Genomic DNA, 1,875 nt, shown 5'->3' with positions numbered 1-1,875 from the left:
CGTGGCGGCGATCCTGTGGGGGTACGATCCACCCGACCGGAACTGGTATGCGGCCGAGGGCCCCTATCAGGCGGCCTTGGAGTACGCGCGGATCCCGATCAATGAAGATGGAGGTACGGTTTCCGATACCTGTTATGGCGAGTTTCGTGTGGAGCGCGATTTCCACACTCACCATGTGGAACTTCAAACCAGGGCAGAAGAAGGCTGGAAGGCCATCCACCTGTCTCGTCACCGGCGGCGGGGACGGACCGCTGACGCCGAGCAGTGGACGTTGCTCACTCAGAAGTACTTTGCCCCCATTTCCGCCGAGGCGTTTGTCCGGCTCGCGATGCTGAGTCCTCCATTTGATCCGCAGTCGGACGATCAGGGGGGCCTCATCCAATCGTTGATTGCGGGTGCGGGCGAGAATACGAAGGACCAGGCCCTCAACTTCCTGCTCAAACGGCATCGGGAAATCACCCGAGAATCCCGAGCGGCCGGGCTTTCCACCGCCGATGCCCGCAATCCCGGTCAACTGGATGAACTCCGTCAGAGGCGGCAGGAACTCGAAAACGCCATCCGTCAGGCCGAGCGGCACCTGGAAACGGGGCTGAACATTCGTGAAGAGATTGAAACGCTGACGCGATCGATCAGCGAAACGGAAAAGGCCCGACAGGACCTGAAGCTGGAACTGGAAGTGCTGGACCGTGTCCGCCAATTTCGTCGGGAACATCGCCTCAAAGCGGAGACCCGGGACCGCCTGAAAAAAGCGATGGATGAGTGGCAGCGCCTCCTCCAGGAAGAAGCCGCACTTCAGGCGGCCGCAGAACAGTTTCCCGTATTTTTGCGGAAGGCCACCCCGGATGCCAGAAAACGGTGGTATGAACAATTGCAGGGCTACCGGGATTTCGCCCGGGATGTGGCCGAGAGATCGCGGGCAGTCGCTTCTTCGGATCCCCGAGAACGTTTTGCGGACGTTTGCCACTGGCCCGAAGACGCACCCCAGCAAATCGAGCGTCTTCAACAACAGATGGGCCATTTGAAGGAAGCGGAGGGAAGGCTCGACCAGGCTCGGCTGGAGTGGCAGCGGGTTCAGCCCGTCATTGATCGCCGACGCCAGCGGCCTGTTGTTCTGGGTGGGGCTGTCCTCGCCGGCGGAGTTGTCGCGGGGATTTTGTGTGTGCTCGGGTACGTCCTGTTGGGCTTGGTTGCGGGTTTGCTTGTGGCGGTGGCCGCGGGATGGGGCATCTCCCGGGTCTATCGACCCACATGCTGGCCGGCAGAGTACACCGTTCGCCAGCAGGAAGTCGAACAGTGCGAACAGGCGTTGCGTCGGACGCGGGAAAGCGTGGAAGAAGTGTGGCGCAGCATCGAAACATGGGCCGGTACCCGGGATCTCAGCCAACTCCTTCAGGGACTGGGACGGTACCGAACTTTCCTGGAGACCCGCGAAAACTTTTGTCGGGAGCAGCAGACCCTGGAAGAAGCGCGAAGCCGCCTGCTGCTCTCGGCGGTGCCGGGCGAAGTTCTCGACCTCTGCAGTATTCACGCTGGGGAACGCAGCGACCCCGAACGACTCCTGAGCGAGGAACAGCTTGCGCAGGGATTCCGGCTGCTGGACGATTTTTCCCACTGGGAACAGAAGCACAGTTCGCTCGAGCAACAAAAGAATACGCTTCTTCGCAGCGTGGGCGTCTCCACAGGACAGGAGTTGGAAGAGAATCTGAAGAAGGCTGAGGAGGATTTCCACGTCCTTCTTGCAGAGGTGGGCCAGTTCAAGCGGGAAAGTCCGCTGGCCGAAGACGCGTGGAACTGGGACGCCGGCCGTTTGGAGCGTGAGGTGGGCCAGCGCAACGAAGAACTGACCAGGCTGGACCAGACTCTGGAAGAGCTTCG

Annotated in this window: 1 protein-coding gene; it reads left to right on the top strand. The window is 60.9% G+C overall.

Going from position 1 to position 1,875, the window contains the following annotated elements; translation table 11 throughout:
• A partial coding sequence (locus tag H5U08_RS17360; RefSeq protein WP_297035986.1) for a hypothetical protein occupies positions 1–1,875 on the top strand: 1,875 nt, incomplete at both ends.

Origin of the sequence: Thermogutta sp., assembly GCF_014359955.1 — a bacterium.
In the GTDB taxonomy this organism is placed as follows: domain Bacteria; phylum Planctomycetota; class Planctomycetia; order Pirellulales; family Thermoguttaceae; genus Thermogutta.
This window is presented reverse-complemented; position numbering and strand designations above follow the sequence as displayed.